This window comes from Cupriavidus sp. FW305-46, assembly GCF_058787075.1.
Map to the genome: position 1 here is coordinate 122,023 of NZ_JBYSZI010000004.1, position 25,492 is coordinate 147,514.

Sequence of the window (25,492 nt, forward strand, 5' to 3'; positions counted from 1 at the left end):
CTAGATGCTGAACAGGCGCTGCGCCACCAACGAACCGGCCGGCATGCCGCGCGCTTCCAGCTTGTTGTAGAGCGTTTCAAGCTGGCTGAAGATCGCGACGAACGAGGCCTCGGTCAGCGGCCGCATATTGTCGTCGACCAGCTGCGCGCCCATGCGCTGGGCCAGCGTGTGACCGTATTCGCACACGGTCTTGAACGGCTTGGCGGCCTGGTCGGCCACCGGCACGTCGAGCAGCAGCGTGATCTGGCGGCCGGCCTTGACGGTCAGGTCGTCGCGCAGGAAGTTGGTGTCGCCGAACTGCAGCGTGAACAGCGGACGCTGCACGCCCTCGGCATTGGCCTGGTAGCGGATAAAACGCGTGCCGTCGCGCGACAGCACCAGCCCGTCCTGCGTGGCCACGTTCTGCACGTACGCCGCCGACCACGGCGCGCCATCCGAGATCACGTTGACGCCCAACTGCACGTCGCAGCCGGCGGCAAAGCCGTCGAGCTCGCGCGCGTTGGCGACGGTCTCGCTCATGTCCGGCAGGTCGGCCGAAGCATCGAGCGACTCGGCCAGCGACTCCACCGCGGTGATGAACTCCGAGAATTCCAGCGCGTTGAGCGGGCCGCCGCGGTTGGCCAGCTGCACGCCGACCTGCAGGTCTTCGTACTGGTGGCCGGCGGTGACCGGCTCCCATGCATTGGCTTCGGTGCGCAGGCCCTCGATATGGACCTGCTTGGTGCCGGCGCGGCGCAGCCGGCCGGTCAGCGGCAGGATGCGGTCACCGGAGGCCTTGCGCTCCAGGTGCAGGGGCACGATGCAGTCGATCAGCGGATCGATCAGGGCCGGCGTGGGCTGGCCATCGGGCACGGCGGCCACCGGAGCCGCGGCCGGGGCGGGTGCTGGCGCGGGAACCGGGGCCGGAGTGGCCTCGGCTTCAGCCTCGTCCTCGGCGGCCTCGGCGGCCTCGGCATGCGTCGCGGCGGCCGCGACGGACACTTCCTCGGCGACGACTTCGTCGGCGTCCGCGGTGCTTGCGGCGGCCGCAGCGGCGGCAGCCGCATGGTTGCTGTCCGTCGCCACCGCGGCACCGGCCGTGGCCTGCGCCGGAGATAGCGTCGGCTCACGCCGCGGTGCCTGTTCGGCAGCGGCTTCGTGCAGGCGCGCGGCGGTTTCCGGCGCGGTGCCCGGCCCGACCACCGGCTCGCGCATCGGCGGCAGGTCGTCTTCAGGGCTGAGCTCGCGCGGTCGGCGCGCCTTGCGGATCTGCCACTGGTTGTAGCCGAACACCAGTACCACGAAAACCAGGCCCGCGACGATCAGCGCGGTCTGCAGGTCCATGTTCAGTTTCATGCTGCCTCCGCCATCGAAACCGCCGCGTCCATATCCACGGCCACGATACGCGAAACGCCCTGCTCCTGCATGGTCACGCCAATGAGTTGATGAGCCATTTCCATGGCAATCTTGTTATGTGAGATGAAAACGAATTGAGTCTTGTCCGACATGCGCGCCACCATATTGGCGTAGCGTTCGGTGTTGGCGTCGTCCAGCGGCGCGTCCACCTCGTCCAGCAGGCAGAACGGCGCCGGGTTGAGCTGGAACATGGCAAACACCAGCGCAATCGCGGTCAGCGCCTTCTCGCCGCCCGACAGCAGGTGGATGGTCGAGTTCTTCTTGCCCGGGGGCTGCGCCATCACCTGCACGCCGGCGTCGAGGATTTCCTCGCCGGTCATGATCAGGCGCGCCTGGCCGCCACCGAACAGCGACGGGAACAGCTCGCCGAAATGATGGTTGACCTGGTCGAAGGTGCCCTGCAGCAGCGCGCGGGTCTCCTGGTCGATCTTGGCGATCGCGTCTTCCAGCGTATTGATGGCGTCATTCAGGTCGGCCGACTGCGCATCGAGGAAGGTCTTGCGTTCGCGCGCCGCCGCCAGTTCGTCGAGCGCGGCCATGTTGACCGGGCCCAGCGCGTTGATGGCGTTGTTGATGCGCGTGACTTCGCCCTGCAGGTACGACGGCTTCAGGTCACCGGTCAGCTTGTCGGCCAGCGCGGCCTCATCCACCTCGGCCGCGGTCAGTTGCTCGCTGAACTGCTCCTGGTTCAGGCGCGCGGCCTGTTCCTTGAGCTGCAGTTCAGTGATGCGGTCGCGCAGCGGCTGCAGGCTGCGCTCGGCGGCCAGGCGCTGCTCGTCGTGCTGGCGCAGCTGTGCCGACAGCGCATCGAGTTCGGTGCGCGCGATGGTGAGCTTTTCTTCCTTCTCGGCGCGGCGCTCCAGCGCTTCCTGCAGGCCGGTGTGCGCGGTCTGCTCGTTGATGGTTTCCAGCTCGGCGCGGGCGTTTTCCAGCGACTCGGCGATGCGTTCGGCCTGGTCGGCGGCCACCTGGATATTGCGGCGCAGCTCGTCGATGCGGCTGGCCAGGTTGCGCTCGGCAAAGAGGGCTTCCTGCGCGGCGCGCTCGAAGTCACGCAGCTGGTGGCGCGCGCCCGAGAGCTTGCTGTCCAGCGCCTCGAAGGCCATCTGCTGGTCTTCGTGGGTGGCCTGCATCTCTGCCAGCGCGGCGTCGTGCTGCTCGAAGCTGGCTTCGGATTCGGCGCGGATGGCGCGCTGCTCCTCGGTCTGCGCGTTGATTTCGTCCAGCTCCTCGCGGATCTGGCCGCTGCGGGCGGAGTAGCGCTCCATCGCCTGCGACAGCTTGAGCACGTCCATCTGCAACGCGTGCACGCGGCGGGTAGCCTGCTCGGCGCGCGCGCGGGCATCGCCCAGTCCCTGGCTGGCCTGGGTGTAGGCCGCTTCGGCACGCACCGCCTGGGTCTTGGCTTCGTCGGACAGCAGCAGCTGCGCGCGCGCCTGCTTCTGCAGGTTTTCGATTTCCTGCTCGCGCGCCAGCATGCCGGCCTGCTCGGAATCGGCGGCGTAGATCTGGATGGCGTTGCGGCCCACCAGGTGGCCCTCGGCCACGACGAACGACGCACCGTCAGGCAGCGTGTTGCGCGCGGCCAGCGCCTGCGCCATGTCGGTGGCGACATAGATATCGGCGAGCCAGTCCTGCATCACGGCGCGGATGCCGGGCTCGGTGATCTGCACCAGCGACATCAGCGGGCGCAGGCCGGCAGGCGTTTCCAGCGGGCGGGCGGCGGCCGGCGGCGAGTAGAACGCCAGCTTGGCCGGCGGCGCGTCGGACAGGAAGGCCTTGACCCAGTCCAGGTTCGACACTTCCAGCGCGGCCAGCTTCTCGCGCAGCACGGATTCGAGCGCGTTTTCCCAGCCCGGCTCGATATGGACCTTCTTCCACAGGCGCGGCAGCTCGGCCAGCTCATGCTTGGCCAGCCACGGCTGCACCTTGCCGTCGGTCTGCACATTCTCCTGCAGCTGGCGCAGCGCCGACAGGCGCGCCTCCAGCGTGGCGATGGCGGAGGCTTCGCTGTGCACGCTCGCCTGCGCGGCGCGGCGCGCTTCATCCAGGCGCGGCACGCTCTCTTCCGCATCGGCCAGCACGGCCTGGGCTTCCTCGACCAGCGCTTCCTGCTCGGCCAGTTCGGCGCGGGCCTGCTCCAGGCGGGTCTCGTCGGGGCGGTCCAGGCCCTTTTCTTCCGCCGACAGGCGTTCGCGGCGCTGTTCCAGCTGCTGCAGCATCTGGTCGGCGCTGCGCTGCTGCGCGGCTTCGAGCTTCAGGGCCTGCTCGGCCTGCATGATGCCTGCGCGCTGCTCGTTGAGCAGTTGCTGCGCGTCGCGCCATTGCGCTTCCAGCGTCGGCAGTTCGTCGTTCTTGTGGGCGACGGCTTCCTGCGCCTCGACCGTGCGGCCTTCGGCCACGGCCAGGTTTTCCTCGGCCTGCGCCAGCTCGTCGGTGGCCTGCTCGGCCTTGCCCTGCCACTGCTCGCGCTGCCCGGTCAGCGCGGCGATCTGGGCCTGCACGCGGTTGCGCGATTCCACCACGTAGCGGATCTCGGCTTCGAGCTTGCTGACTTCGGCATTGGCCTCATACAGCGCGCCTTGCGCGGCGTGCATGCCATCGGACGCCCCATAATGCGCGGCGCGCATGGTTTCGAGTTCTGCCTCGACATGGCGCAGCTGCGCAGTCTGCGCTTCCAGGTCGATCTGGGCCTGCTCGATGGCGCGCTGGTGGCGTTCCTGCTCTTGCTGGGCCTCGCGCTTGCGCAGCAGCCACAGCAGGTGCTGCTTCTCTTCGCCATCGGCATGCAGCGTCTTGAAGCGCTGCGCCACCTCGGCCTGACCTTCCAGTTTCTCGAGGTTGCTGCCGAGTTCGCGCAGGATGTCTTCGACGCGGGTCAGGTTTTCGCGCGTGTCGGACAGGCGGTTTTCGGTCTCGCGGCGGCGTTCCTTGTACTTGGACACGCCCGCGGCTTCCTCCAGGAAGATGCGCATGTCATCGGGCTTGGCCTCGATGATGCGCGAGATCATGCCCTGCCCGATGATGGCGTAGGCGCGGGGCCCCAGGCCTGTGCCCAGGAAGATGTCCTGGATGTCGCGCCGGCGCACCGGCTGGTTGTTGATGTAATAGGACGAAGTGCCGTCGCGGGTCAGCACGCGCTTGACCGCGACTTCGGCGTACTGGCTCCACTGGCCGGCGGCGCGGCCCTCGGCGTTGTCGAACACCAGTTCGACACTCGCCCGGCCGGCCTGCTTGCGCGCGGTCGAGCCGTTGAAGATGACGTCCTGCATGGATTCGCCACGCAGCTCTGACGCACGTGACTCACCCAGCACCCAGCGCACCGCATCGATGATGTTCGATTTGCCGCAGCCGTTGGGCCCTACGATGCCGACCAGTTGGCCGGGCACTTGAAAATTGGTGGGATCGACAAATGACTTGAAGCCCGCCAGCTTGATCGAGGATAGTCGCACGGTTTCTCGTGTGGTATCGGCCACTCCGGCATGGAACCCGGGGTCGGCCTGGTATCGGGGCTATTGCACTGTTCAGAAAGCCGGGCTGCGCGGGAGCCGGCGCGGCGTGACGCCAGCACCTCAAAATACCCCTCGGGCCCGAGAATTGGGGCTAATCATACCATCGCAGATGCCTTCGCCGGCCCGTTTGGCAGTCGCCCCGGCGTCCTATCCCATGGCCGATTTCCCTTGCTATTCCGCCCCTTACAGGCGTTTCCGCAAGCACTTTGGCAGGCGCCGCAGGCGCTGTCAGCCATCGTTGCCGGCCAATCGCCGGGAAACTAATTAGGGTAAATGCTAGTCTCTGATCTGTCGGCGTGACTCCGGATGCGCTCCGGGCCACACGCCCATGAACGCCCCTCGCAGCCTTTGGCCAACCAGGAGGACAGAGCATGAGTGAACCGTCAACGGCCGCCCGGCCGTGGTCTGTCAGCGACATCAACTACCAGGCGATCGACGTGGAACGCGTACGCGGCGACCGCGATCTGTTCTACCTGCTGGTGTCAGCCTCGTTTATCGAGAGCGGATCCGACACCTATGCAGGCAACCTTGCCACCTATTACGCCCGTGTGCCCGACGCGGCCGACTGGCTTGCCGAGCACTGGGAAGCCGAGGAACTGCAGCACGGGCTGGCGCTGCGGCGCTATGTCGAGCATGTCTGGCCGGAATTCGACTGGGAGCGCGGCTATGCACGCTTCTTCGACGAGTACAGCAAGACCTGCTCGATCGACCAGTTCGAGCCGACCGAGGGCCTGGAAATGGCGGCCCGCTGCGTGGTGGAAACCGGCACCGCCGCCTACTACCGCGCGCTGGAACAGGCCAGCGACGAACCGGTGCTGCGCGACCTGACGCGCCGCATCTCCAACGACGAGGTGCGGCACTACAAGCACTTCTACCAGTACTTCAACCGCTTTGCGGCATCCGAGCGGCTGGGCCGGCTGCGCGTGCTGGGTGCGCTGGCGCGCCGGCTGCTGGAGATCAAGAACGAGGACGCCGCGATCGCGCTGCGCAATGTGCTGCGCATGGAGCGCGGTGTGGAAGCGGTGTCAGAAGCCGAGGTGCGCGCGCTCAATGCGCGCGTGTCCGGGGTGATCCGGCGCAACCTCCCCATCGAAATGACCGTGAAGATGCTGCTGCGGCCGCTGCACCTGCATCGCGGCGTGGAGCGCGCGGTGCGGACGCCATTGGTGGCAGTGGTGTCGCGGGTCATGCTGCACTGAAACACCCGCCGGCCCAGTCAGTGACATGCCGCTGCCTCGGCGCCCGCTGCGGCCGGCGCCGGCGCGCGGCTGCGGTGCACCAGTCCCGACAAGGCGCCGGCGGCGATGATGCAGAGGCCGCCGGCCGCTTCCTTCCAGCTCAGCACCTCGGTCGCCAGCCACCACGAAGACAGCGCTGCGATGACGATTTCGAACAGCATCAGCAGCGACACGCGGTTGGCCGGCAGCCGCTGCAGCCCGTATTGCACCACCGAGTTGCTGACCACCAGCACCGCCGCCAGGCCCAGCACCAGCATGCCCACGCTGACCTGCGCGCCCGCGACGATGGTCACCGACGGGCCATCGAGCAGCAGCGCGGCCGGCACGCCCACCACCGTGCAGCCCAGGTAGACCACCACCGTGCGCACGCGTGCGTCCATGTCCGGGAAGCGCTGGCCGGCGCGGCGCGACAGCACATTGTTGACGGCAAAGCCCATGCCGCCGATCAGGCCCGACCATTCGGCGGCGGAACCCGGCAGCGGCACGCCGACCTCGGGCGTCCACAGCATCAGCCCGGCGCCGAACAGGGCCAGCGCCACCAGCGACAGCCCCGCCGCCGACAGCCGCTCGCCCAGGAACAGCCGGGCAAACAGCGCGGTCCAGACCGGGGTCAGGTAGAACAGCAGCAGCACGCGCATCACATGGCCGTTGACGCTGCCCCAGACGAAGCCGGCGTTGGTCACGCCCGCCGCCAGCCCGATCGCGACGAACAGCCAGTGCGGGCGCAGGCCGGCCAGGTGCCGGCGGAAGGCCAGCAGCGACAGCACCGCCGCGACCGAGCTGACCAGCGCCGCGGCGTGCATGCCGCCCAGGCCCCAGCCCGCCAGCATGCGATACGGGAACCAGGCGATGCCCCAGACCGAGGCGCCGATCAGGATGGAAAGCGATGCCTTGACCGCATGGCGGTCGGCCGGCGCATGCTGCGCCGCAACAGTATTTGTGCTCATAAAGGGAATCAGTGCGAGGCGAGCCGGGCCGCTGGCCGGTGACAGGCAGGCGGCGTCCGGACGGCGCCGGCGGCATCACCAGGGCGTGATGCCCGCCATCCGTGCTCGTGGCCGGCCGCGCGGGCCGGGCCGGCGCACGGAAACCCGCGCCGTTCCTCTATAATGCGTCGTTTTAACCGGCCCCGACTGACACTGTGAATCCGCGCCTCGACCTGCTCCAGCCCTACCCGTTCGAGAAACTGCGGGTGCTCTTTGCGCAGGTAAAGCCTGCCGACAAGCCGGCCATCAGCTTTGGCATCGGTGAGCCCAAGCATCCGACGCCTGAATTCATCAAGCAAGCGCTGGCAGAGTCGCTCGCGGGGCTGGCGAATTATCCCACAACGGCAGGTTCCGAGGCACTACGGCAGTGCATCGCCAGCTGGCTGGAACGCCGCTACGGCCTGCCCAAGGTCAACGCCGCCACCGAAGTGCTGCCGGTGACCGGCTCGCGCGAGGCGCTGTTCGCCTTTGCCCAGACCGTGGTCGACGGCACCCGCCCGGGCGCGCTGGTGCTGTGCCCCAACCCGTTCTACCAGATCTACGAAGGCGCGGCGCTGCTGGCCGGCGCCACCCCGGTATTCGCCAACAGCGACCCGGCGCGCAACTTCTCCCCGGCCTTCGACCGCATCGCCGGCGAGGTCTGGCAGAAGGTGCAACTGCTGTTTGTGTGCACGCCCGGCAACCCGACCGGCGCGGTGCTGTCGCTGGAAGACTGGAAGCAGCTGTTTGCGCTGTCGGACCGCTACGGCTTTGTGATCGCCTCGGACGAGTGCTACTCGGAAATCTATTTCGACGAGGGGCGCGCCCCGCTGGGTGCGCTGGAAGCCGCGCACAAGCTGGGCCGCGGCCTTGACCGGCTGGTGATGTTCTCGAGCCTGTCCAAGCGCTCCAACGTGCCGGGCCTGCGCTCGGGCTTCGTCGCCGGCGACGCCGCGCTGCTGAAGAAATTCCTGCTATACCGTACCTACCACGGCGGCGCCATGAACCCCGCGGTGCAGAGCGCCAGCATCGCCGCCTGGAACGATGAATCGCATGTGCGCGAGAACCGCGCCGCCTACGTGCGCAAGTTCAGCGAAGTCACGCCGATGCTGGCCGAGGTGCTGGACGTCGCGCTGCCCGATGCCGGCTTCTACCTGTGGGCCGATGTCTGGCGCACCGGCCTCACCGATACCGAATTCGCCGCGCGCCTGCTGGCCGAGCAGAATGTGACCGTGCTGCCCGGCAGCTACCTGGCGCGCGAAGCCGACGGCATCAACCCGGGGGCGAACCGCGTGCGCATGGCGCTGGTGGCGACGCCGGAGGAATGCCTGGAAGGCGCGCGCCGGATCGTGGAATTCTGCAAATCGCTGGCCTGAGGCCTGATTGTCCAATTGTGTTCTCCCTCTCCCCTCAAGGGGAGAGGGTCGGGGTGAGGGGTGGTTTAGCAAGGCACCACGCCCGTAGAACCGCCCACCCTCACCCCCTGCCCCTCTCCCGCAAGCGGGAGAGGGGAGCAAACAAGAGGTCGAGGCTGAGACTCGACGACCGAACATCAACATCAACCCTGAGAAGCCAAACATGACGCAAGCTCTGCAAGCCCTGATCGACCAGGCCTGGGAAGACCGCACCAGCCTGTCGCCCAAGTCCGCCCCCAACGACATCCGCGAAGCCGTCGCCAACGTCATCAGCCAGCTGGATGCCGGCGCGCTGCGCGTGGCCGAGAAGCAAGGCAAGGACTGGATCGTCAACCAGTGGATCAAGAAGGCCGTGCTGCTGTCGTTCCGCCTGGAAGACAACGCCCCGATGAGCGCCGGCGGCTTTGCCCAGTTCTACGACAAGGTGCCGACCAAGTTCGCCAACTGGAGCGCCGACGACTTCGCCAAGGCTGGCTTCCGCGTGGTGCCGCCGGCCGTGGCCCGCCGCGGCTCGTTCATCGCCAAGAACGCGGTGCTGATGCCGTCGTACGTCAACATCGGCGCCTACGTCGATGAAGGCACCATGGTCGACACCTGGGCCACGGTCGGTTCGTGCGCGCAGATCGGCAAGAACGTGCACCTGTCGGGCGGCGTGGGCATCGGCGGCGTGCTGGAGCCGCTGCAGGCCAACCCGGTGATCATCGAAGACAACTGCTTTATCGGCGCGCGCTCGGAAGTGGTCGAAGGCGTGATCGTGGAAGAGAACTCGGTGATCTCGATGGGCGTGTACCTGGGCCAGTCGACCAAGATCTACGACCGCGAAACCGGCGAGATCCACTATGGCCGCGTGCCGGCCGGCTCGGTGGTGGTGGCGGGCAACCTGCCGTCCAAGGACGGCAAGTACAGCCTGTACTGCGCCGTGATCGTGAAGAAGGTCGACGCGCAGACCCGCGCCAAGACCAGCCTGAACGACCTGCTGCGCGGCGACTGAGCGCGCCTGGCGCAGCCCGCAACGGCTGCGCCGCCCCGCTCCGGGGCCCGGCCCCGGGGCAGTATTTCCGTTGTCACCCCGCCTGGCCAGGCTGAACATGCCTTCCCTCCGCAAGCGACTCATGGCCCTGGATCCCACCACCGTCAGTACCGTGCTCTCCCTGCTGCCCACCATTCTCGAGCAGGCCAACAAGACCATCGAGAAACTGAAGAAGAACAAGCGCAAGGACGGCACGCCGGAAGGCGCGGTGGCCGACACGCGCGATCCCGCCGCCCGCATCGCCGAGCTGGAAGCCGCTGCCGTGCAGCAGGCCGAGGCCGTCAAGCTGCTGGCCGAGCAACATGCCATCACCATCGACGCGCTGCGCAAGGAAGCCGCCCGGCTGGACCGCCGCCTGCGCCTGATGACCGCGGTGGCCATGGGCGGCGTGGCGCTGGGCCTGGGCGGCCTGGTGATCGCGCTGAACCTGCTGTTCCGCTGAATCCAATCCATCAAGACTAGCCATGACCGTCCTGCTCTACGGCATTCCCAACTGCGATACCGTCAAGAAAGCCCGCACCTGGCTGGATGCCAACGGCGTGGCCTACAGCTTCCACGACTTCAAGAAGCAGGGCGTGGATGAAGCCATGCTGCGCGGCTGGCTGAAGCATGTACCGCTGGCCACGCTGCTCAACCGCAAGGGCACCACCTGGCGCGCGCTGTCGGACGCCGACAAGGCCCGCGCCGAGCAGGAAGCCGGCGCGATCGCGCTGATGCAGCAAAGCCCGTCGCTGATCAAGCGCCCGGTGCTGGCCCACGATGGCAAGGTGATGGTCGGCTTCTCCGCCGACCAGTACGCCGGCCAGTTCTGATTTCCATTTCCGTAGTCCGATGACCGCCACCCTCGCCCTCACCGAAGACCTGATCCGCCGCCGCTCCGTCACGCCCGCCGACGAAGGCTGCCAGGCCATCCTGGAAACCCGCCTGAAGGCGCTCGGCTTCGACTGCGAAGCGCTCGTCAGCGGCCCCGACGATTTCCGCGTGACCAACCTGTGGGCGGTCAGGCGCGGCACGCAGGGCAAGGACGGCAAGCTGCTGGTCTTTGCCGGCCATACCGACGTGGTGCCGACCGGCCCGCTGGAGCAATGGCACTCGGACCCGTTCGCGCCGACACACCGCGACGGCAAGCTGTACGGCCGCGGCGCCGCCGACATGAAGACCTCGATCGCCGGCTTCGTGGTGGCGGTGGAAGAGTTCGTCAAGGCGCACCCCGCGCATGCCGGCTCGATCGCCTTCCTGATCACCAGCGACGAGGAAGGCCCGGCGCACGACGGCACCATCAAGGTGGTCGAGGCCCTGTCCGCGCGCGGCGAGCGCCTGGACTACTGCGTGATCGGCGAGCCGACCTCGGTCGACACGCTCGGCGACATGGTCAAGAACGGCCGCCGCGGCTCGCTCTCGGGCAAGCTCACGGTCAAGGGCATCCAGTGCCATATCGCCTACCCGCACCTGGGCCGCAACCCGATCCATGAAGCCGCGCCGGCGCTGGCCGAGCTGGCCGCCGAGGTCTGGGACCAGGGCAACGAGTACTTCCCGCCGACCAGCTGGCAGATGTCGAACATCCACGGCGGCACCGGCGCCACCAACGTGATCCCGGGCCACGTCACCATCGACTTCAATTTCCGCTTCTCGACCGCCAGCACGCCCGAAGGCCTGAAGGCGCGCGTGCATGCGATCCTGGACCGCCACCAGCTGGAATACGCGCTGGACTGGACCTTGGGCGGCGAGCCCTTCCTGACCCCGCGCGGCGAGCTGTCCGACGCGCTGTCGTCGGCGATCGAGGCCGAGACCGGCGTCAAGACCGAGCTGTCGACCACCGGCGGCACCTCGGACGGGCGCTTTATCGCCAAGATCTGCCCGCAGGTGATCGAGTTCGGGCCGCCCAACGCCAGCATCCACAAGATCGACGAGCACGTTGAATTGCGCTTCATCGAGCCGCTGAAGAACGTTTACCGCGGCGTGCTGGAACGTCTCGTCGCCTGATTTTTTCGCCGGAAGACACCCATACATGGCAACGCCCTCTCCCCTGCGCACCGTGCGCGACCTGCTGCGTCTCGCAGTCTCGCGCTTTACCGCCGCGCGCCTGTCCTTCGGCCACGGCAGCGCCAATGCCTATGACGAAGCCGCCTACCTGGTGCTGCATACGCTGAACCTGCCGCTCGACACGCTCGATCCCTTCCTGGACGCGCGCCTGCTGCCCGAGGAAGTCGATGCCGTGCTCAAGGTCATCGAGCGCCGCGTCAATGAGCGCGTGCCGGCCGCCTACATCACGCACGAGGCCTTTATGCACGGCCTGCGCTTCTACGTCGATTCACGCGTGATCGTGCCGCGCAGCTTTATCGGCGAACTGCTGCAGGACGGGCTGGAGCCGTGGGTCGGCGAGACCGACAGCATCGGCCCGGTGCTGGAGCTGTGCACCGGTTCCGGCTGCCTGCCGATCGTGGCCGCGCACGTGTGGCCGAACGCGAAGATCGACGCCGTCGACATCTCGCCCGACGCGCTCGCCGTGGCGCGCCGCAACGTGGCCGACTACAAGATGGACGACCGCATCCGGCTGTATGAGGGCGACCTGTACGCGCCGCTGCCGCACGGCGCCACCTACGACGTGATCCTGACCAACCCGCCCTACGTCAACGAAGGCTCGATGCAGGCGCTGCCGCCGGAATACCTGGCCGAGCCGCGCATCGCCCTGGCCGGCGGCGACGACGGCATGGACGTGGTGCGCCGGATCGTCGCCGGCGCCAAGGCGCACCTGAATTCGGGCGGCGTGCTGGTGGTGGAGATCGGCAACGAGCACGCCAACGTGGAAGCCGCGTTCCCTGAACTGGAAATCGTCTGGCTGCCGGTCAGTGCTGGGGATGAGCAGGTGTTTTTGCTGACGTATGACGCGCTGCCGGGGTAATTGATCCGGGCCATTGTTTGCTCCCCTCTCCCGCTTGCGGGAGAGGGGCTGGGGGAGAGGGCAGGAGCTTCCGGATGCGTGGCGCCTTGCTAGACCACCCCTCTCCCCAACCCTCGCCCGCTGAGAGGAGAGGGACCCGGCCTGTGGCCTGTGATGCCACGCCGCCTTGGACCAGCCACTCAACTGCCAGCACGCGCAAACTGGGCGAACACCGGCCATCCCCCGGCCATGAATACCGCGCCCGCCCTACACTCGCTACAGATACCACCTCAGTTCCTGAAGTACCCGCCAGGGCATTCCACCCCAACCATTAGCGCCTTCGCCCCGCAGCCAGTGCGGCGGCAAGGCCTGAAGCCGTGACCCCCAGCAACACCCGCCTCCCCGCATCGCCCGACGCCCTGCCCGCCCATGCCCCGGCAGCGCACGCCGCGCGCGGTATCGCCCTGCTGACGTTCGCCTTTGCGCTCAGCCAGTTCTTCCGCTCCTGCCTGGCGGTGATGGCGCCCGAACTGCAGCATGATTTCGGGCTGTCGCCGGCGGGCTTTGGCGCACTGTCTTCGTCGTTCTTCCTGGCCTTTGCCGTGGCGCAGATCCCGGTGGGCATTGCCTTCGACCGCTACGGCGTGGGCCGGCCAACCGCGCTGCTGCTGGCGGTGGGCGCGGTGTCGTCGATCCTGTTCGTGCTGGCGCCCAACGGCGCGGCCGCCACGCTGGCGCAGGTAGGGCTGGGGCTGGCATGCGCGCCGGTCTTCATGGGCCTGCTGCATTTCGCCTCCGAGCAGCTGTCCGAGCGCGACTACACCCGCGTGGTCAGCCGCTCCAATGCCATGGGCATGATCGGCGCGCTGTGTGCCACGGCGCCGCTGGGCTGGGCCATCTCGCTGATCGGCTGGCGCCCGTCGATGGCGGTATCGGCCCTGGGCATGGTCGCGGCCTGCTATGGCGTGTGGCGCTTCGTGCGCGACCAGGGCCATGCCGAGGCCCGCAGCGCGTCGTGGCCGGCGATGCTGTCGGAAAGCCTGCAGCTGCTGAAGCTGGCGCCGCTGTGGACGCTGATTCCGCTGTGCGTGGCGATGTCCGCCGGCACCGCCTTCCGCAATGCCTGGAGCGGCCCCTACCTGGCCGACGTGTTCGGGCTGGGCTCGGCGCCGCGCGGGGTGGCGCTGGCGCTACTGAGCCTGGCCGGCTTCCTGACCGCCTTCCTGCTGCCGGTGCTGGTCCGCCGCAACACGCTCAAAACCGCCATCGCCGGCTGGTCGTGCTTTGCCATGTCGGGCTCGTTCCTGCTGGCGCTATGGCCGGACAGCGGCATCGGCTACGGCGTGGCGATGATGGCGCTGCTGTCGACCATCGGCATGCTGCACCCGCTGGTGATGGCGCAGGGCCGCGGGCTGATCACGCCGTCGCGGCGCGGGCGCGGGCTGGGCCTGCTCAACACCTTTGTGTTCCTGGGATCGGCGCTGACGTCATGGGGCTACGGGCTGATCGCCAATGCCGGCCATGTGCGCGGCTGGCCGCTGCCTTCCACCTATGCGGCGATCTTCCTGTCCGCGGGCCTGCTGATTGCCGCCGCGCTGGTGCCCTACTTCTTCAGCCAGCCGCATCCCACCAGTCATTAGCCAGACTCAGGCCGCGGCAAGCGCCCTGACCATGTCGGCGATGATGGTGAAGCGGATCACGCGCAGGCAGGCCAGTTCGCCGGCAAACCCGCCGGTGAGCGCCGGGCGCTCCCGCGCCATGGCCGCGTTCTGCTGCTCGGCCTGCTCGTAGAGCGCCTGCGCGGCCGGCCCGATGCCGCGCAGCATGGCGTCCAGCCGCCGCTCGGCGGTCACGCCGGTCAGGCCCAGCGCGCGCCCTGCCTCCAGCACCAGCGCGCGCGAGAAATCGCTGTAGAACTCCACCCCCAGCACCGGCCAGGCAAAGCGGTGCGCTTGCGGCCAGCCGGTCTTGTCATAGGTGCGGGTGGCGTAAGCCGCCTCGCTGAGCAGGTCGTAGAACGGCGCCAGCGCAATGCCGGCATCGGACACCAGGAAGCTCAGGTTCTTCAGGTGCGCGTCCGAATTGCCCACCAGGATGCTGAACACCAGCCAGTCGAACAGCCGTGCCCGCGCCACCGCCGGCGCGCGGCACAGCGTTGCCAGCTGCGCCAGCCGCTCGACGCTGCCCTGGTCGTACTTGAAGGTGCGCGGCAGGTTCAGCAGCTGGCAGGCATCGATCGCATGCAGCCGCTGCCACTGCCCTTGCTGCGTAAGATGGCGATCGAAACGGTCGATCAGGTAGACCGGCGACGGCACATAGCGCCGGTGCACCGGCGGCACCTCCAGCTTCAGCCGCGCGGCCAGCGACATCACGAACCACTCGTTGATGACCGAATGCGGATAGATCTCCTGCATCTGGCGGGTCGGCTTCAGGATATGCGTGGACGGCGTATCCGCGCCGGGCTCGAACAGCGCGCCGTCCCGCAGCACCACCGCCAGCTTGTGCTGGGCACCGGCCAGCGACATGCGCTTGACCGCGCCATGTGTAAGCGGCACGCTGGGCAGGCTGTGGATGCGGGCGTCGAGCGCGGCGTCGCTCAAGGCGCGCAGGGCCGGCGCGGTGGCGGGCCCGCGGCCGGGCGGCAGCAGCGTCAGCGAGCCCGCCGATTCCGCCCCATAGTGGGCCAGCAGGGCAAAGGCATCGGCCTCGTTGCGGATGCTGGCATCGCGTGCCAGCAGCGCACGCTGGCCGTCCTCGGGCAGCAGGTTGTCGAAGTACCACTGCACCGGCCGCAGCGTGCTGCCATCGGCGAGCGCCTCCGGCTGCAGCGGCAGCGCCGGGCTCAGGGCGAAGGCGTGCGGGTTGCCCAGCCACGCCGCGTCATAGCGGAACGACCAGGCATCGCTGGCCTCATGCAGCTCGCCCACCGGCGTACCGTTGATGCTGGCGACCAGTACGCGCTCAGCCATGCTGGCCGCCTCCCTTGACCGCTGCGCGCCGGTTGCGGCTGCGCGCCTGGCGTTGCCTGAGCTTGGCAAGTTCAGCCGCTACCAGCGGGGCCGCTGCCTCCGGCATATCCACCACCACGCGCAGGCCAAGCCCTTCCAGCACCTGGAACAGCTTGCCCCACTGGATGCCTTCGGCGCCGTTCTCTACGCGCACCATGAAGTTTTCGCTGACGCCGATGGCGCCTGCGGCATCGTCCTGGCGCAGGCCTTGCGCCTTGCGGGCAGCGCGTACGAAGGCGCCGATATCGCCGGGTTCGGTGAGGGTCACTGGCACAAAAATCTCCTTGATTGCAAAGACTTTAGTGTTTCCAGGCGGGAAAATCAAGAAATCTCCCTGATTGCAAAGATTCTAGCCTCTGGACACGGCCAACCGGAAAAATCTCCTCATTCACAAAGATTATTGCAGCCATTGGCGCCGGTGCCGCCCTACCGCTTCGCCTGCAAAAAGCCAGACTTATCGATTTAAGAATTCCGCTGGCGCGCTTACGCCTTTACCGTTTGTGACACCAACATCCCAGCCCGACCTGGCGACAAGGGACAACGGCTGCGCCCGCGGCCGGCATAACGAGGAGACAAGCTGATGGCATCCCTGATCGCATCCCGCCGCCGCGCCTGGGGCCGCCGCGCATGGCTGGCCGGCATGCTGGCCACCGCGGCCGCAACCGCCTTGCCGTCCGGCGCCAGCGCCGAGACCTGGCCATCGCGCCCGATCCAGCTGCTGATCCCCTACCCGCCGGGCGGGAGCGCCGACCTGCTGGCCCGCCCGGTCGCGGCCAGGCTGCAGGAGCGCCTGGGCCAGCCCGTGGTGCTGGACTACCGGCCCGGCGCCGGCGGCACCATCGCCAGCCAGGCGCTGGCCCGGGCCAAGCCCGACGGCTACACCCTGATCATGGTGCTGGCCGCCCATGCCATCAATGCCAGCCTGTACCCGAAGCTGCCCTATGACACGCGCAAGGACTTCGCGCCGGTCTCGCTGGTGGCCAACCTGCCGATGATCCTGGCCGGGAGCCCCTCGCTGCAGGCCACCAACGTGAAAGAGCTGATCGCCGAGGCCAAGGCCGCGCCCGGCAAGCTGACCTTCGCCTCGGCCGGCAACGGCAATACCGGCCACCTGGCGGGCGAACTGTTCGATTCGGTCGCGGGTATCAAGATGACCCACGTTCCGTACAAAGGCAGCGCTCAGGTGGTGACGGCAATGCTGTCGGGCGAGGTCCAGCTGACCTTCGACAGCATCTCCACCACCCTGCCGCATGTGAAGAGCGGCAAGCTGCGCGCACTGGCCGTGACCGGCAGCCAGCGCGCCGCGGTCGCGCCCGAGGTGCCGACGCTGGCCGAGGCCGGCGTGCCGGGCATCAGCATCACCGGCTGGTACGCGATGCTGGCACCGGCCGGCACGCCGCAGCCCGTGATCGACCGGCTCAGCACCGAGATTGCCACGGTGCTGCGCCAGCCCGAACTGAAGGCGACGCTGGCCGCCAACGGCTATGAGCCGGTGGGCTCGACGCCCGCCGCGCTGCGCACCCATATCGACGCCGAGATCAACCGCTGGAGCAAGGTGGTGAAGGACTCCGGCGCACAGATCCAGTAAGCCTGCTTCGCTCCATCATTGCTCATCGGGCGCCGCCAGGCCGGCGTCCGCATTCCCTTGCCGAACATGATCCAACCGACCCCGCTCCAACGCCCCTTTACCACCATGTCCGTGCTCGTGCGCGAGCACGCCACGCAGCGCCCCACGCAGCGCGCCCTGATGCATGGCGAGCGCGTGCTCGACTATGCCGGCCTCGATGCCGCCATGGACCGCATTGCCGCGGCGCTGGCCCGCGACGGCGTGCGCCCCGGCGAGGCCATCGCCATCTGCGCGTCGTCCTCGATCGAATACGCCGCGGTGTACCTGGGCGCGGTGCGCGCCGGCGTAGTGGTGGCGCCGCTGGCACCGTCATCCACGCCGGACAGCCTGGCCGGCATGGTTGCCGACGCGGGCGCGCGCATCCTGTTCACGGACGCCAGCGTGGCCGACGTGCTGCAACCGGTGCGCGACCAGCTGGCCGCCACGCCCATCGTCACGCTGGACGGCAGCGACGCAGGCCAGCCGTACCAGGCCTGGCTGGCACCCGCCGGCACACCGGTGACCGAGCCCGTGATCCGCCCGGAGATGCCGCTCAACATCATCTATTCCTCGGGCACCACCGGCACCCCCAAGGGCATCGTGCAGTCGCACGGCATGCGCTGGGCCCATGTGTCGCGCGGCGCCGCCACCGGCTACGGCACGCATGCCATCACGCTGCTGTCGACGCCGCTGTACTCCAACACCACGCTGGCCAGCTTCTTCCCGACCATCGGCCTGGGCGGCACGGCGATCCTGATGGCCAAGTTCGATGCGGGCCAGTACCTGGCGCTGGCGCAGCAGCACCGCGCCACGCACACCATGCTGGTGCCGGTGCAGTACCAGCGGCTGCTGGCGCATCCGGAGTTCGACCGCCATGACCTGTCGTCCTTCCAGCAGAAGTTCTGCACCAGCGCGCCGTTCAGCCCCGCCCTGAAGGCCGAAGTGCTGCGGCGCTGGCCGGGCGCGCTGACCGAGCTGTACGGCATGACCGAAGGCGGCGGCGGCTGCCTGCTGTTCGCCGACCAGTTCCCCGACAAGCTGCATACCGTGGGGCGCCCCGCCACCGGTGCCGACGTGCGCATCATCGACGACGAGGGCCGCGAGCTGCCGCCCGGCAGCACCGGGGAAGTGGTGGGCCGCTCGGCGGCGATGATGAACGGCTACCACAACCAGCCGGAAAAAACCGCCGAGACCGAGTGGCACGACGCGCAGGGCCAGCGCTTTATCCGCACCGGCGACATCGGCCGCTTTGACGAAGACGGCTTCCTGGTGCTGATGGACCGCAAGAAGGACATGATCATCTCGGGCGGCTTCAACATCTACCCGAGCGATCTCGAGGCGGTGGTGCGCGAACACCCGGCGGTGGCCGACGTGTCGGTGGTGGGCGTGCCGTCGGAGCGCTGGGGCGAGACCCCGGTGGCCTTCGTCGTGCTGCGCGCCGGCAGCGGCGCCACGGCACAGGACGTGCTGGCCTGGGCCAACCAGCACCTGGGCAAGACCCAGCGGCTGGCCGCGATCCATGAGGTGGAGAGCCTGCCGCGCAGCGCCATCGGCAAGGTGCTCAAGCGCGAACTGCGCGACCGCATCACCGGCGCCTGACGCGCCGCGCACGGCACAAGCGCAGGCATCCACGCAAAAAGTTCGCGGGGGTGCTTGCGCAATCGAAAAGGCGTCTCTATAATTCGCGCCTTCGCTAGGCTCGTAGCTCAGCTGGTTAGAGCACCACCTTGACATGGTGGGGGTCGTTGGTTCGAGTCCAATCGAGCCTACCAACGCACAACGGAACACGGACGGTACGCATTGCGCACCGTCCGTTTTTCTTTTCCGGCGCCGCTTTCAGGTGCCGATGCCGAACTCCGCCAGCACCGCTTCGGTATGCTGACCCAGCGCCGGCGCATTCCCTGCCGGCCGTTCCGATCCTGCCATGCCTGGCAGGTTGGCCCACGGCACTTCGCCGATCCCTGCCAGCCGCAGCCGGCCGAACACGCCTGCCTGCGCGCATTGCGCGCTCTGCAGCAGGTCCCGTGCATGGCCCACGCGCGCGAACAGCACATCGTGCTCGGTCAGCAGCGCCTCCCAGTGCGCCAGCGGCTGTGCGGCAATGGCCTGCGCCACGCGCCGCCCCAGCTCCGCCGCGCGCGGCAGACGGCCGGCGCTGGTGTGCAGCGTGATATCGGCCAGCCAGTCGTCGAAACCCAGCAGCGTTGCCAGCCGCACGAACATGGCGTCGTTGAGCATGCTCAGGTACAGCCGGCCATCGGCCGCATCGAACAGCCCGGTGGGCGCATTGGCCACGGCCAGCTCCGCATCGGGGAACATCGCGTCATCCACCATCAGGTAGGACTGCAGCGCGGCACTGGTCTCCAGCAGCGACAGCCGCACGTGCCGGCCGCGGCCGTTGCGCGCGGCCTTGTACAGCGCTGCCGACGCATGCTGGGCCGCATAGAGCCCGGTGCTCAGGTCGACCATGTAAAAGGCGATGCGGCGCGGCTGGCCGGCGCTGTCGCGGTTCAGGTGCATCAGGCCGCTGAAGGCCTGCATGGTGGTGTCCACCGCCGGCATGTTCGCCATCGGGCCGGCATGGCCGTAGCCCGAGATCGAGACATAGACCAGCGCCGGGTTGCGCGCGGCCAGCGCCTCGTAGCCAACGCCCATGCGCTCGGCCACGCCGGGGCGGAAGTTCTGGATCACCACGTCGGCCTGCTGCGCCAGCCTGGCGATGGCGGCCCGGCCGCTGTCGCTGCGCGCGTCCAGCAGCACGCTCTCCTTGCCCGCGTTGCAGGCGACCGCGATCGCGGTCTGGCCGGCGCGGATGCGCCCCATCTGCCGCGACCAGTCGCCGCCCGGCGGCTCCACCTTGATCACGCGCGCGCCCTGCTGGCGCAGGATCAGGCCGCAATACGGGCCGGCGATGCCCTGGCTCAGGTCGAGCACGGTCAGGCCCTCGAACATGGCATCCTCCGTTGCCGCTTGTGCATGGTGCATGTCGTGCTCTCCGTTCAGATATCCAGCATGACCTTGCCGATGGCGCGACGCGACATCGTGGTGTCGACGGCGTTGAGCCAGTCGCCCAGCGGGAAGTGCTGCAGCACGGGCGGCGCCAGCTTGCCGCTGGCTGCCGCCTGCATGATCTCGGCCACCATCGCCTGCACCGGCTGCGCAAAGCGCCGGCGCTCGTCGGTCAGGCCCCAGCCGATGTAGTAGCCGTAGTTGAAGCCGATCAGGGTCAGGTTCTTCACCAGCAGCAGGTTGGCCGGCACCTCCGGGATGCGCCCGCTGGCATAGCCGATCGACAGCAGCCGCGCGCCCGGCGCCGCGCAGCGCAGCGAGGCGTCGAAGAGATCGCCGCCGACCGGATCGAACACCACGTCGGCCCCGCCCGCGGGGCACAACGCCTTGACCGCTGCCGCCAGCGTGGCCGCGTCGGACGGCAGCGCATGCGCGGCGCCGTTGCGCAGCGCCGCCTCGCGCTTGGCCTCGGTGCTGGCAGTGGCGATCACGCGCGCGCCCATCAGCCGGCCCACCTGCACCGCGGCCGTGCCCAGCGCGCCGCTGGCGCCATGGACCAGCATGGTCTCGCCCGGCTGCAGCGCGGCGCGCCACGCCAGCGCCGCCCAGACCGTGCCAAAGGTGACGGGCAGCGCCGCCGCCTGGGCCAGTTCCAGCCCGTCAGGCACCGGATAGACCGTGTCCGCAGTGGCCACCGCCTCCTCGGCGAAGCCGCCCCAGTCCAGCGCCGCGGCCACGCGCTGGCCCGGGTGCAGGCGGGTGACATCAGGCGCCACCTCGATGATCTCGCCCGCGGCCTCGGTGCCGGGCGTGAACGGCAGCGGCGGCTTGCGCTGGTACTTGCCGGACACAAACAGGCTCAGCGCAAAGCCCACCCCGGCATGGCGCACGCGGATGCGCACCTGGCCCGGCGCCAGCGGCTGGCGCGGGAGGCGTTGCAGTTCCAGCTCGCTCCAGTGGCACCAGCGGGAGCAGACCAGCCCAAGGTAATCGGTCTCTTGCATCGGGACTCCTGTCATTCGAGCGTGATGCCGACATCGCTGATGATCCGGCTCCATTTGTCGCGGTCGTTCTTCATCACCGTGGCGAAGGCTTCCGGCGTGCTGCCGACCGGCACCAGGTTCAGGTCCTGCATCTTCTTCGCGATCTCCGGCAGGCGCACGATGCGCGCGACCTCGCGCGACAAGGCATCGACCCGTGCCTTGGGCACGCCGGCGGGGAACAGCAGGCCCATCCACGCATCGGGCTCGAAGCCCTTGTAGCCGGTCTCCCGGAAGGTCGGCACCTTGGGCAGCAGCGCCGAACGCTCCGCGCCGGCGATCGCCACCGGCACCAGCTTGCCGCCCTGCAGCAGCGGCATGGCCGTGCCCACGGCAATAAAGCCCAGCTTCACATGGCCGGCCGCCAGGTCGGTGGCCAGCGGCGCGCCGCCCTTGTAGGCGACGTGCTCCATCTGCAGCCCGGCCTCGCGCTTGAGCAACTCACCCAGGATATGGCCGGTCGTTCCCGCGCCATACGATCCGTATGGATACTTGCCGGGATTGGCCTTGAGCAGCGCCACCACCTCCGGCAGCGTGCGCGCCGGGAAGTCCGGCGACACCGCCAGGATGGTGGACGAGATCGCCACCTCGCTGACCGGCGTGAAGTCCGCGATCGGGTCATAGCCGATACCCCGATACAACGACGGATTCTGCACGTGCGCGGTGAAGGTGAGCAGTGCGGTGTAACCGTCCTTTGCCGCGCGGGCGACGTACTTGGTGCCCGTAGTAGTGCCGGCGCCCGGCTTGTTGTCGACGATGACTGGCTGGCCCCAGCTCCTGGTCAGCTCCTGCCCGATCAGCCGCGCCACGGCATCGTTCACATTGCCCGCCACGGACGGCACCACGATGGTCAGCGGGCGCGACGGGTAGGGTTCGGCAGAGGCGGGATCGGCGGCGCAGACTGCCGCCGGGATGGCCGCCAGCAGCATGGCTGCCACGGCTGCGCGCAGCCGTGCGGAACGGTGTTGCATCGGTGTGTCTCCTGTCCTGGCTCCCTTCTGTGGTGCCCGCGGGAGTGCGGCGCGCGAGGGATGCCAACGCAGTCTAGGCCAGCACCCCGCCCGGCGTGATTCCCGCGCGGCGCGGGTCAAGTCCTGCCAGGCATGGCGCAGCGCCGCATTGCCCTACCCCGGGAAATCCCTCATGGCCCAGCCCCCGCCCCGGTCACTATTATTTGTTGAAATTTTCAACTATCGAATTTTTCATCTATCCATGCCACGCGCCCTCCGGCTCAAGTCCGACTACATCAACATCCTGCTCGACATGGCCGCCGAGCGCACGCGCGAACGCGGCTCGCGCGTGTACGAAGAGAAGTTCGGGGTCTCGCTGCGGGACATCCGCCTGCTGCGGATGATCGGATCGGCGCCTGGCATCACCATGGGCCAGCTGGTGCAGCAGTCGGCGATCGAGAAGACGCTGGCGTCCAAGCTGGTTGGGGCGCTGGTCAAGCGCGACCTGGTGCAGCGCGAGATCAGCACGGAAGACGCGCGCCAGGTGTGCCTGTTCCTGAGCGAGGCCGGCGTCGACCTGGTGCGGCGCGCCGAGCCGCTCGGCATCGAGCTGGAAGCGGGCTTCCTGCACTGCCTGACGCCGGCCGAGATCGACGCGCTGCGCGCCACGCTGGTCAAGCTGATCGAAGCCGAGGCGGCCTCGCGCGAGTCCTTCGAGCGGTATCTCCAGAAGCTGCGCGAGCGCGGCACCACCACGCCCTGACCGGCACCTTTGCCACCCACCCTGCCCGAGAGATGATGACCATGACGTCTGCAATCCCGCTTCGCCGTGCCGGTGCCGTCGCGTTGTGCGCCCTGGCATGCATGTCCGCCGGCAGTGCAATCGCCGAGACCGTGCTGCGCACCGTGCCGTCGTCCGACCTGAAGATCCTGGACCCGGTCTGGACCACCGCGAACATCACGCGCAACCATGGCCTCATGATCTACGACACCCTGTTCGGCATGGACGAGAAGGGCGTGATCCGGCCGCAGATGGTGGACAAGACCACCACCAGCGCCGACAACAAGACCTGGACCTTCACGCTGCGGCCAGGGCTCAAGTTCCATGACGGCACCCCGGTCACCGCGCAGGACGTAATCGCCTCGCTGGCGCGCTGGGGCAAGCGTGACGTGCTGGGCCAGCGCATGTATGAAGCCATGGCCGGCATCACCGCCGAAGGCCCGGCCACGGTGCGCATGACCTTCCGCCAGCCCTTCGGCGCAGTGCTGGATGCGCTGGGCAAGCCCAGCCCGCTGGTGCCGTTCATCATGCCCAGGCGCGTTGCTGAAACGCCTGCCGACAAGCAGATCGACGACCTGACCGGCTCCGGCCCCTTCACACTGAAGAAGGAGGACTTCCGGCCCGGCGACCGCGTGGTCTACCGCCGCAATCCCGACTATGTGCCGCGCAAGGATGCGCCGTCCGGCCTGGCCGGCGGCAAGGCCGTGCACGTCGACCGCGTCGAATGGGTGTTCCTGCGCGATACCCAGACCCAGGTGAACGCGCTGCTCAACGGCGAGGTGGATATCCTCGAGGTCGTGCCGGCATCGCACTATCCGCAACTGCGCACCGACAAGCGGGTGCAGATGTTCGACATCATGCCCGCCGGCCCCTTCACCGTGATCTACAACCACAAGGTGCCGCCGTTCAATGACGCCAGGGTGCGCAAGGCGGCGATGCTGGCGATCAACCAGGAAGCGATGCTGCGCGCGCAGGCCACCTACCGCGACTTCTACAAGCCGTGCGCCTCGATCTACCTGTGCGGCTCGCCCTATGCCAGCGACCAGACCGGCTTCTTCACCGGCAAGCCGCAGTTCGAACAGGCGCGCAAGCTGCTCAAGGAGTCCGGCTATGACGGCAAGCCAGTGGTAATCATGCTGCCGGGCGATGCCCCCGCGCTGAGCCGCCTGCCGGTGGTCTACGGCCAGCTGCTCAAGCAGGTGGGCTTCAATGTCGACGTGCAGGCTACCGACTGGAGCACCCTGATCACGCGCCGCACCAGGAAGGAACCGCCCGAGAAAGGCGGCTGGAATGCCTATATCACCTTCTGGGGCGGCGTCGACGCCAGCAGCCCCATCACCTACAGCCCGCTGACCGGCAACGGCGACCGCGGCTACTTCGGCTGGCCGGAAGACGCCGAGCTGGAAACCCTCAAGACCCGCTTCATCGAAACCGCGGACGCCGCGCAGCGCAAGGACATCGCCACCAGGATCCAGCTGCGCGCCATCGAAAACGGCATCCTGGCGCCCGTCGGCGAAGGCAAGGCGCCCACCGTGGTGCGCAGCGGCGCGATCAGCGGCCTGCTGCCGGCACCGGCGGTGCTGTACTGGAACGTGCGCAAGCAATAGCCCGCTACGGCGCCCGCGGTCCCGCCCTCGCGCGGGATCGCCACCCGCGGTCCCGGCTGCCGTGCCGCCAGCCTGCTGACCTCCCTTTCCCCCAACGAGGTAGTGCCATGATGAATTTCCTGCTCCGCCGCAGCCTGGCCACCGTGCCAGTGCTGGCGGTGGTGGCTGTCATCGTCTTCACGCTGCTGCGGCTCACGCCCGGCGACCCGGCCGCGGCCATTGCCGGCGACGCTGCCAGCGTGGAAGACATCGCCCGCATCCGCACCCAGCTCGGGCTGGATCAAGCGCTGCCGCGCCAGTTCATCGGCTGGCTCGGCCACGTGCTGGGCGGCGACCTGGGCTACTCCTTCTTCTACAAGATGCCCGTGACCACGCTGATCGCGCAGCGGCTGGAGCCCACGCTCTCGGTGGCGGCGCTGACCATCGTGCTGACCGTGCTGACGGCGGTGCCGCTGGGCACGCTGGCGGCCTACCGGCGCGGCCGCTGGCTCGACCGCCTGGTGATGGGCGGCTCCGTGCTGGGCTTCTCGGTGCCGATCTTCGTGGCCGGCTACCTGATGATCTGGGTGTTCTCGCTGCACCTGGGCTGGCTGCCGTCGCAGGGCTACAGCCGCCTGGCCGACGGCATCTGGCCATGGCTGCGCAACCTGGCCCTGCCCTGCGTCACGCTGTCGGTGATGTCGTGCGCGCTGGTGGCGCGCACCACCCGCGCCGCCGTGTCCGAAGCGCTGACCGAGGACTTCGTGCAGACCGCGCGCGCCAAGGGCATTCCAGAGTGGCGCATGCTGACGCGCCATGCGCTGGCCAATGCCGCGGTGCCGATCGCCACCGTGATCGGGCTGAGCCTGGCCGGCCTGATCGGCGGCGTGGTCGTGACCGAGAGCATCTACGCCATTCCCGGTGTCGGCCAGCTCACGGTGGATGCCGTGCTCTCGCGCGACTACCCGCTGATCCAGGGCATCACGCTGTTCTTCTCGGTCTCGTACGTGGTCATCAACCTGCTGGTGGACGCGAGCTATCTGCTGCTCGATCCCCGCATTCGCTACTGAGAGCCC

General features: G+C 68.4%; 21 protein-coding genes and 1 tRNA gene. 14 read left to right on the top strand and 8 right to left on the bottom strand.

The window, feature by feature from the left end; all coding sequences use genetic code 11:
• Both AC3WON_RS03310 and smc read right to left on the bottom strand, forming a co-directional pair.
• Positions 1 to 1,335, bottom strand: a complete 1,335-nt coding sequence (locus AC3WON_RS03310) for a cell division protein ZipA C-terminal FtsZ-binding domain-containing protein (RefSeq protein WP_492317841.1) — start codon at positions 1,333 to 1,335, stop codon at positions 1 to 3.
• Entirely contained in the window at positions 1,332 to 4,847 is a 3,516-nt protein-coding gene (smc, locus tag AC3WON_RS03315; protein WP_492351134.1) for a chromosome segregation protein SMC, read from the bottom strand. Before smc ends, AC3WON_RS03310 begins: the two co-directional genes overlap by 4 nt.
• A gap of 431 nt (positions 4,848 to 5,278) precedes the next feature.
• On the opposite strand from smc, the gene AC3WON_RS03320 reads away from it, so the two are divergent.
• On the top strand, positions 5,279 to 6,106 hold the full coding sequence (locus tag AC3WON_RS03320) for a ferritin-like domain-containing protein (protein WP_492317843.1): 828 nt from the start codon (positions 5,279 to 5,281) through the stop codon (positions 6,104 to 6,106).
• 17 nt (positions 6,107 to 6,123) lie between these two features.
• Here AC3WON_RS03320 and AC3WON_RS03325 read toward each other — a convergent pair whose 3' ends face one another.
• On the bottom strand, positions 6,124 to 7,092 hold the full coding sequence (locus AC3WON_RS03325) for a DMT family transporter (protein ID WP_492317844.1): 969 nt from the start codon (positions 7,090 to 7,092) through the stop codon (positions 6,124 to 6,126).
• A gap of 194 nt (positions 7,093 to 7,286) precedes the next feature.
• Here AC3WON_RS03325 and dapC point away from each other — a divergent pair, with 194 nt between their 5' ends.
• The 7 genes from dapC (at position 7,287) to AC3WON_RS03360 (ending at position 14,076) form a co-directional block, all read left to right on the top strand.
• Complete coding sequence (gene dapC, locus AC3WON_RS03330) at positions 7,287 to 8,486, top strand: succinyldiaminopimelate transaminase (RefSeq protein ID WP_492351135.1); 1,200 nt, start codon at positions 7,287 to 7,289, stop codon at positions 8,484 to 8,486.
• 202 nt (positions 8,487 to 8,688) lie between these two features.
• Positions 8,689 to 9,516: a 2,3,4,5-tetrahydropyridine-2,6-dicarboxylate N-succinyltransferase gene (gene dapD, locus AC3WON_RS03335; RefSeq protein ID WP_492317846.1), complete on the top strand. Its 828-nt coding sequence runs from the start codon at positions 8,689 to 8,691 to the stop codon at positions 9,514 to 9,516.
• Positions 9,517 to 9,613: 97 nt separating this feature from the next.
• Positions 9,614 to 9,997, top strand: coding sequence for a hypothetical protein (locus AC3WON_RS03340; RefSeq protein WP_011615476.1), 384 nt, complete (start codon positions 9,614 to 9,616; stop codon positions 9,995 to 9,997).
• Positions 9,998 to 10,019: 22 nt separating this feature from the next.
• Positions 10,020 to 10,367, top strand: a complete 348-nt coding sequence (locus AC3WON_RS03345) for an ArsC family reductase (protein WP_436221894.1) — start codon at positions 10,020 to 10,022, stop codon at positions 10,365 to 10,367.
• 19 nt (positions 10,368 to 10,386) lie between these two features.
• Positions 10,387 to 11,538 carry a succinyl-diaminopimelate desuccinylase gene (gene dapE, locus AC3WON_RS03350; protein WP_492351136.1) on the top strand — a complete coding sequence of 384 codons (1,152 nt, stop codon included), beginning with the start codon at positions 10,387 to 10,389 and terminating at the stop codon, positions 11,536 to 11,538.
• A 25-nt stretch (positions 11,539 to 11,563) separates the two neighbouring features.
• On the top strand, positions 11,564 to 12,457 hold the full coding sequence (gene prmB, locus AC3WON_RS03355) for a 50S ribosomal protein L3 N(5)-glutamine methyltransferase (RefSeq protein WP_492351137.1): 894 nt from the start codon (positions 11,564 to 11,566) through the stop codon (positions 12,455 to 12,457).
• A gap of 356 nt (positions 12,458 to 12,813) precedes the next feature.
• Positions 12,814 to 14,076, top strand: coding sequence for an MFS transporter (locus AC3WON_RS03360; protein ID WP_492317849.1), 1,263 nt, complete (start codon positions 12,814 to 12,816; stop codon positions 14,074 to 14,076).
• A 6-nt stretch (positions 14,077 to 14,082) separates the two neighbouring features.
• Here the strand turns inward: AC3WON_RS03360 and AC3WON_RS03365 are convergent, their stop codons facing one another.
• Positions 14,083 to 15,405 carry a HipA domain-containing protein gene (locus AC3WON_RS03365; RefSeq protein ID WP_492351138.1) on the bottom strand — a complete coding sequence of 441 codons (1,323 nt, stop codon included), beginning with the start codon at positions 15,403 to 15,405 and terminating at the stop codon, positions 14,083 to 14,085.
• Complete coding sequence (locus tag AC3WON_RS03370; protein ID WP_114130968.1) at positions 15,398 to 15,718, bottom strand: helix-turn-helix domain-containing protein; 321 nt, start codon at positions 15,716 to 15,718, stop codon at positions 15,398 to 15,400. Before AC3WON_RS03370 ends, AC3WON_RS03365 begins: the two co-directional genes overlap by 8 nt.
• A gap of 306 nt (positions 15,719 to 16,024) precedes the next feature.
• Between AC3WON_RS03370 and AC3WON_RS03375 the strand changes: the two genes are divergently transcribed.
• The 3 genes from AC3WON_RS03375 to AC3WON_RS03385 all read left to right on the top strand — a co-directional run bounded on the left by AC3WON_RS03375 (position 16,025) and on the right by AC3WON_RS03385 (position 18,822).
• Positions 16,025 to 17,032, top strand: a complete 1,008-nt coding sequence (locus tag AC3WON_RS03375; protein WP_492351139.1) for a tripartite tricarboxylate transporter substrate binding protein — start codon at positions 16,025 to 16,027, stop codon at positions 17,030 to 17,032.
• Positions 17,033 to 17,098: 66 nt separating this feature from the next.
• The gene (locus tag AC3WON_RS03380; RefSeq protein WP_492351140.1) at positions 17,099 to 18,649 is read left to right on the top strand and encodes a class I adenylate-forming enzyme family protein; all 1,551 of its coding nucleotides are present in this window, start codon (positions 17,099 to 17,101) and stop codon (positions 18,647 to 18,649) included.
• Positions 18,650 to 18,745: 96 nt separating this feature from the next.
• A tRNA-Val gene (locus tag AC3WON_RS03385) sits at positions 18,746 to 18,822 on the top strand.
• A 64-nt stretch (positions 18,823 to 18,886) separates the two neighbouring features.
• On the opposite strand, the gene AC3WON_RS03390 is transcribed toward AC3WON_RS03385, so the two are convergent.
• From AC3WON_RS03390 to AC3WON_RS03400, 3 genes are read right to left on the bottom strand one after another with little or no spacing between them, the layout of a single operon-like run.
• On the bottom strand, positions 18,887 to 20,035 hold the full coding sequence (locus AC3WON_RS03390; protein WP_492317853.1) for a CaiB/BaiF CoA transferase family protein: 1,149 nt from the start codon (positions 20,033 to 20,035) through the stop codon (positions 18,887 to 18,889).
• 14 nt (positions 20,036 to 20,049) lie between these two features.
• Positions 20,050 to 21,063 (bottom strand): NADPH:quinone oxidoreductase family protein, encoded by a 1,014-nt coding sequence (locus AC3WON_RS03395; RefSeq protein WP_492351141.1) that lies wholly within the window; start codon positions 21,061 to 21,063, stop codon positions 20,050 to 20,052.
• Between the two features lie 11 nt (positions 21,064 to 21,074).
• Entirely contained in the window at positions 21,075 to 22,070 is a 996-nt protein-coding gene (locus AC3WON_RS03400) for a Bug family tripartite tricarboxylate transporter substrate binding protein (protein WP_492317855.1), read from the bottom strand.
• Between the two features lie 241 nt (positions 22,071 to 22,311).
• On the opposite strand from AC3WON_RS03400, the gene AC3WON_RS03405 reads away from it, so the two are divergent.
• The 3 genes from AC3WON_RS03405 (at position 22,312) to AC3WON_RS03415 (ending at position 25,486) form a co-directional block, all read left to right on the top strand.
• Positions 22,312 to 22,812, top strand: coding sequence for a MarR family winged helix-turn-helix transcriptional regulator (locus AC3WON_RS03405; protein WP_010814193.1), 501 nt, complete (start codon positions 22,312 to 22,314; stop codon positions 22,810 to 22,812).
• A gap of 41 nt (positions 22,813 to 22,853) precedes the next feature.
• Complete coding sequence (locus tag AC3WON_RS03410) at positions 22,854 to 24,437, top strand: ABC transporter substrate-binding protein (RefSeq protein ID WP_492317856.1); 1,584 nt, start codon at positions 22,854 to 22,856, stop codon at positions 24,435 to 24,437.
• A 107-nt stretch (positions 24,438 to 24,544) separates the two neighbouring features.
• Positions 24,545 to 25,486 carry an ABC transporter permease gene (locus AC3WON_RS03415; RefSeq protein ID WP_492351142.1) on the top strand — a complete coding sequence of 314 codons (942 nt, stop codon included), beginning with the start codon at positions 24,545 to 24,547 and terminating at the stop codon, positions 25,484 to 25,486.
• Positions 25,487 to 25,492: the final 6 nt, after the last annotated feature.